This is a genomic window from Bradyrhizobium sp. UFLA05-153 (assembly GCF_054185185.1).
Window position 1 is genome coordinate 1 of record NZ_JBBIAM010000322.1, and the last position, 1,083, is coordinate 1,083.

1 protein-coding gene is annotated in these 1,083 nt (G+C 61.3%); it reads right to left on the minus strand.

Annotation, left to right across the window (positions count from 1 at the left end; genetic code table 11):
• A partial coding sequence (locus Q2941_RS51665) for a transposase (RefSeq protein WP_458197549.1) occupies positions 1 to 617 on the minus strand: 617 nt, incomplete at its 3' end.
• Positions 618 to 1,083 lie beyond the last annotated feature (466 nt).

A 1,083-nucleotide genomic window follows, 5' to 3' on the forward strand; every position in this document is an offset into this window, starting at 1 on the left:
TGGTGGGCATGCGTGTACCGCCCCACCATGATGGCGGCGCGCTTGGCCACGCGCAGATAGCTCTGGCGCAGTTCGACACTCTCGTGGTTAGCCAAATCGACCAGCTTCTCGATCGCCCGGTGCATAAGCCGCGCATCGCTCGGATGCGCGATCGCCTTCTCCTGGACGGTGGTGTCCACAACGACCCGCTCGAGATCTTTGGTCTCGATCGCCCCAGTTCGATGCGCCACCGAGAGACTTTCTTGCAATAGCGCGGCGATCTGCTCCTCACCCAGCCGCTGGCGCCAGCGGGTCAGCGACGAGCGATCGAACGGCAGGTCGTGCCGGAACACCACCTCGCCGCAGAAATACTGAAAATACGGGTTCTCGACCCACCTGTCGCACAGTGCCTCGTCAGAGAGATTGTGCATGTGCTTGAGGATGAACAGTCCGGCTACCAATCGTGTCGGCAACGGTGGCTGCCCCGGCCCGAGGCGACAGACCGAACTGAAGCGTCCCGCCAGGAAGTCCCAATCGATCTCCGCCGCCAGACGCACCAACGGATGGCGAAGGTTGATGATCTTCTCCAAAGATGGACGAAACAGATCGTCCTGACGATCGTCGCGCGGATGGCTCATGGGTTCTCCCCAACAGCGAATCTCGCCGTTGGACGACCTCCCGGGCCGAACGGTGGCAGCCAATGCTATTGGGTGGTTACCAACGGACGATTGCCGATAAGTGTTGCCAAATGTCCTCAATCCGACCGTTGCCAACGGTTGTTGCGGCAGGCGAAAACGGCCGGTGTGGGTCAGGAGCCGGGGTCGAGGCGAGCCGGACCAGTCCCCTCCGGAAAGCTAATTTGAGGTGCTAGTCGCGGTTTTCGGCTCAGGGTCACTCGCGTCATTTTTGGCCGGCTCGCCGGACGTCTGCTCATCCCCTGACAGCGGCGCAATAGCAGACGTCCTGCAACCGCTGCTTGGGGCCACAAGCGGCTGTGAGCAGTCGCAGCGAGGCAGTCCTTTTCGACCAGCTCGTTGACGAATGCGTTGTCGAGCTTTGGGACGGCCCTGTTCGAATAGCTAGGTTTGAACCGGAAGAGCCGGA